Origin of the sequence: Gemmata sp., assembly GCF_051859125.1 — a bacterium.
Lineage (GTDB): Bacteria > Planctomycetota > Planctomycetia > Gemmatales > Gemmataceae > Gemmata.
The window spans coordinates 1-4,517 of sequence record NZ_JBHYGG010000095.1; the positions used below are offsets into that span (position 1 = coordinate 1).

General features: G+C 71.2%; 3 protein-coding genes. All 3 read left to right on the top strand.

Annotation, left to right across the window (positions count from 1 at the left end):
* Positions 1-274: 274 nt before the first annotated feature.
* The 3 genes from bioB to bioA are packed head-to-tail and all read left to right on the top strand — an operon-like array spanning position 275 to position 4,376.
* Entirely contained in the window at positions 275-1,222 is a 948-nt protein-coding gene (gene bioB / locus ACTIGN_RS10445) for a biotin synthase BioB (RefSeq protein WP_439623520.1), read from the top strand.
* A 32-nt stretch (positions 1,223-1,254) separates the two neighbouring features.
* Complete coding sequence (locus tag ACTIGN_RS10450; protein ID WP_439623522.1) at positions 1,255-2,436, top strand: aminotransferase class I/II-fold pyridoxal phosphate-dependent enzyme; 1,182 nt, start codon at positions 1,255-1,257, stop codon at positions 2,434-2,436.
* A complete protein-coding gene (bioA, locus tag ACTIGN_RS10455) occupies positions 2,433-4,376 on the top strand; it encodes an adenosylmethionine--8-amino-7-oxononanoate transaminase (RefSeq protein WP_439623524.1) in 1,944 nt (647 codons plus the stop codon). Before ACTIGN_RS10450 ends, bioA begins: the two co-directional genes overlap by 4 nt.
* The last annotated feature ends 141 nt before the right edge of the window (positions 4,377-4,517 follow it).

Sequence of the window (4,517 nt, forward strand, 5' to 3'; positions counted from 1 at the left end):
CACGGGGCGTGCCCCGTGGTCTTCTGGGCGTCCCAGCACCATGGGGGCAAGCCCCGTGGCTCGAACGAAACAGGACCACACCACACCCCGCGTCTGCCTCACGGTGCGGCTCGGCCGCAGAGCCGGCCTCGACGCACCCTACCCCTCGCCGATCACGAGGTCGAGCGCCCAGCCCCCGCGGCCGGGTCGCGGAAGTGGCCCGGGCTCACCTCGTGCCGGCTCGCCACGCCGTGACCGCTCGCCAGTGGCGGGCGCGGCTCCTACACTTTCACGGATGAAAACCCTCGCCGAATTCCGCGCCGTTTACGACCTCCCCCTCCCGGAACTCATGCTCCGGGCGGCCGAGGTCCACCGCCAGTTCCGCGACTACGCCGACGTCCAGCGGTGCGCGCTCCTCAGCATCAAAACGGGCGGGTGCCCCGAGGACTGCGGGTACTGCTCGCAGTCGGCGCACTACGACACGCCGGTCGACCGCCACCCGCTCATGACCGTCGACGCGGTGCGCGAGAAGGCCGAGCAAGCCAAGGTCGCCGGCGCGACCCGGTTCTGCATGGGGGCCGCGTGGCGGTCGCCCAAGGACGGCCCCGAGTTCGACCGCGTCCTCGACATGGTCCGCGTGGTCCGCGGGCTCGACATGGAGGCGTGCGTCACCCTCGGCATGCTCAGCGACGACCAGGCCCGCCGCCTCGCGGACGCCGGCCTCACGGCGTACAACCACAACCTCGACACGAGCCGCCGGTTCTACCCCGAGGTCGTCACCACCCGCAAGTACGACGACCGCCTCGACACGCTCCGCGCCGTGAGCCGGGCCGGCATCTCGGTGTGCTGCGGCGGCATCCTCGGCATGGGCGAAACGGAAGACGACCGGCTCATGATGCTGGTCGAACTCGCGAACCTCGAAACGCCGCCCGAGAGCGTCCCGATCAACTGCCTGATGCCGTCGACCGGCACCCCGCTCCAGATGGCCCCGCCGGTCGACTCGGTCGAGCTGGTGCGGCTCATCGCGACGGCCCGGGTCGCGTTCCCGCGGGCGCGGGTGCGGCTCAGCGCCGGCCGCGACCGCATGAGCCGCGAGTTGCAAATCCTGTGCTTCCTGGCGGGGGCCGACTCGGTGTTTTTCGGCGAGAAGTTGCTCACCGCCCCGAACCCGGACGAGACCGCCGACGCCAACCTGTTCCGCGCGATGGGGCTGCCGGTCCCGGCCGCGGCCGGGTGCGCGTGACACGCCCAGTCCGAGTCGTCGAGGAATTGGGCGTGTCCCAACACAAGAGCCTCTTCACCCGCTGGGCCGACGCCCTCGACGGCCTCAAGGCCCAGGGCCGCTTCCGGGCGCTCAAGCCGCCCCGCGGCCTCGACTTCACCTCGAACGACTACCTGGGGTACGGGAGCCGGGAGCCGGGGGACGGGATTCAGGAATCGGGAGCCAGGCCGATCGGTCCCGACTCCGGTCTCCGGACTCCCGACTCCTTCCGCCGGTCCGGTCTCGCCTCGCGCCTGCTCCGCGGGCACCACCCGGTGTGGGGCGAGGTCGAAGCTGCGCTCGCCGCGTGGCACGGGGCCGAAGCGGTCCTCGTGATGAACAGCGGGTTCACCGCGAACGAAGGGCTCATCTCCACCGTGGTCGAACCCGGCGACTGGGTCGCGACCGACGAACTGAACCACGCCTGCATCGCCGAGGGGCTCCGCATCTGCCGCCCGCGGAAGTTCGCGTTCCGGCACAACGACCCTTCGCACCTCGAAGACGGACTCCGGAAGGAAGCGGCGACCCGGCCCGCGGGCCGCGAGATGTTCGTCGTCACCGAGTCGCTGTTCAGCATGGACGGCGACCGCGCCCCGCTGCCCGCGATCGTCGAACTCGCCGAGCGCTACGGCGCGCACGTCATCGTGGACGAGGCGCACAGTACCGGGTGCTTCGGCCCCGGCGGCTCGGGCATCGTCGACGAACTCGGGCTGCGGTCGCGGGTGCTGGCGACGGTACACACCGGCGGGAAGGCGCTCGGGGTGAGCGGGGCTTATGTGTGCGGGTCGACGCTGCTCCGCGACTTCCTCGTGAACAAGTGCCGGCACCTGATCTTCACGACCGCACTGCCCCCGGCGATCGGCCCGTGGTGGCTCGACATGCTCCCGAAGGTGACCGCCGACGCCGCCGGCCGCACGCAACTTCACGCCAACGCCGCACGCTTCCACGCGAAGCTCCGCGAGCGAAGCGTTCCCACCATCGGCGACAGCTACATCGTGCCGGTGGTGCTGGGCGACGACGCGCACGCCGTTCGCGTCGCGACCGCACTCCAGGAACGCGGCTACGACATCCGCGCGATCCGGCCGCCGTCGGTGCCACAAGGAACCGCACGGCTGCGCATCTCGGTCCACGCCGACCACTCGCCGGACCTGCTCGATCAACTCGCCGACCACGTCGCGGAGGCCATGAGCCGATGACCGGTTTCGTCGTCGTCGGCACCGACACGGACGCCGGGAAGACCGCGTTCTCGCTGCTGTTCCTCGCCACCAACGCCGACCGGTTCGACTACTGGAAGCCGGTCGAGACCGGCGACCCGGACTCGCTCCGCGTTCGTCGCCTCGTTCCCACGAGCACTGTTCACGAACCACTCGCTCGCTTCTCGGAGCCCGTCGCCCCCGCCCTCGCCGCCCGCCGCGAGGGCCGCGAAATGCCGGGCGTCGCGGAGATCCTCGCAGCGATCCCAAGCACCGAGAAGCCGCTGCTCATCGAGACGTTCGGCGGGCCGCTGTCGCCGCTCACCGACGACGTGTTGCAGATCGACCTGATCCGCGCGTTCGGGTTGCCCGTGGTGCTGGTATCATCGTCGGCCGTCGGTGCGGTCTGCCGCACGCTCGCCGCGTTTCGCGCCCTCGCCGGGGTGAATGTGGCGCTGGTCGCGCTGCTGGGACCGCGCGACGAGTACGCCGAAGCGCAGATCGCGAAGCACACCGGTCTGCGGGTCGAGTCACTCCTTGAGCCCTGGCGAGCGGGGGGCGTGAGCCCCCCGAGTTCTACTCTTCGCACTCTTGGCTCAGCACTCGACTACGCGGCCGTTGACGCTGGTCTGGTGAGCCCCCCGAGTTCTGCTCTTTGCACTCTTGGCTCAGCACTCGGGGGGCTCACGCCCCCCGCTCGCCAGGACGTTGTCGCACGCGACCGCGCTGCGATCTGGCACCCGTACACGTCGCTCGCGGACCCCGCCGACCCGCTGCCGGTCGTGAGCGCACAGCGCGAGTTCCTGCACCTCGCCGACGGCCGCAGGATCATCGACGCCATCTCCTCGTGGTGGACGATCCTGCACGGTCACCGGCACCCGCCGCTCGTCGACGCGCTCACGCACGCGGCGCACACGCTCGACCACGTCCTCTTCGCGGGGGTCACGCACCCGCCGGCCGTCGAACTCGCCGAGTTGATGCTCGATTCCGCACCCTGGAAGGGGGGCAAGGCCTTCTACTCCGACAACGGGAGCACGGCGGTCGAGGTCGCGCTGAAGCTCGCGTACCAGTTCTGGTGCCACCGCGGCGAGCCGCAGCGCACGCTGTTCGTCGGCTTCGAGAACGGCTACCACGGCGACACGTTCGGCGCGATGGCCGTCGGCCGCGACCCGCTGTTCTTCGGCACGTTCGAGCCGCTGCTGTTCCGCGCGCTCCAGGTGCCCGTCAGCGCCGACCGCCTCGACGATGCGCTGAAGGCGAACGCCGGGAAGGTCGCGGCGGTGATCCTCGAACCGCTCGTTCAGGGTGCCGGCGGCATGTGCATGCACACGCCGCAAGAACTCCGCGACATCTTCGAGGTGACGAAGCGGCACAACGTGCTGTTCATCGCCGACGAGGTGATGACCGGGTGCCGCACGGGACGGCTGTGGGCGCACACGCACGCCGGCATCGCACCCGACCTGATCTGCTCCGCGAAGACGATCACCGGCGGCATGCTGCCGCTGTCAGTGACGCTCGCGTCGCCCGAGATCGTCGACGCGTTCCAGACGCCCGACCGCACGAAGACGTTCTTCCACGGGCACAGCTTCACCGCGAACCCGCTCGCCTGCGCCGTCGGGGCCGCGAACTGGAAGCTCCTCGGCGAGCCCGAGTGGCAGCGGAACGCCGCCCGCATCGAGGCGTTCTGGCGCACGCACCTGCTCCCGCTCCGCGGCCGCCCCGGGGTAAAGGACGTGCGAATCTGCGGCACGATCGGTGCGGTCGAACTCGACGCGGCCGGCGGCTACCTCGCGGAGATCGGGCCGCGCGTCCGGCAGCAGTCGATCGCGCGCGGCGTGCTGCTGCGGCCGCTCGGGTCGGTCGTGTACGCGATGCCGCCGCTCTGCACCTCCGATGATTCGTTGGCGCGCATCGCCGACGCGATCGCGGCCGCAACAAGGTAGACAGGGTGCCCTGCCGAGAGCCGTTGAGTGGCTGGCGGGGCGCCCCCGCGGGGGGGCCCCAAACCAACAAACCCCCCCCACCCCGGGGGGGCGCCCCCCCCGGGGGGCCCCGGGGGGCCCCCCCCCCAGCCCCCGCCCCCC

Coding starts and splice junctions, on each gene's coding strand:
- bioB (WP_439623520.1), top strand. CDS start 275: ATGAAAACCCTCGCCGAATTCCGCGCCGTTTACGACCTCCCCCTCCCG.
- bioA (WP_439623524.1), top strand. CDS start 2,433: ATGACCGGTTTCGTCGTCGTCGGCACCGACACGGACGCCGGGAAGACC.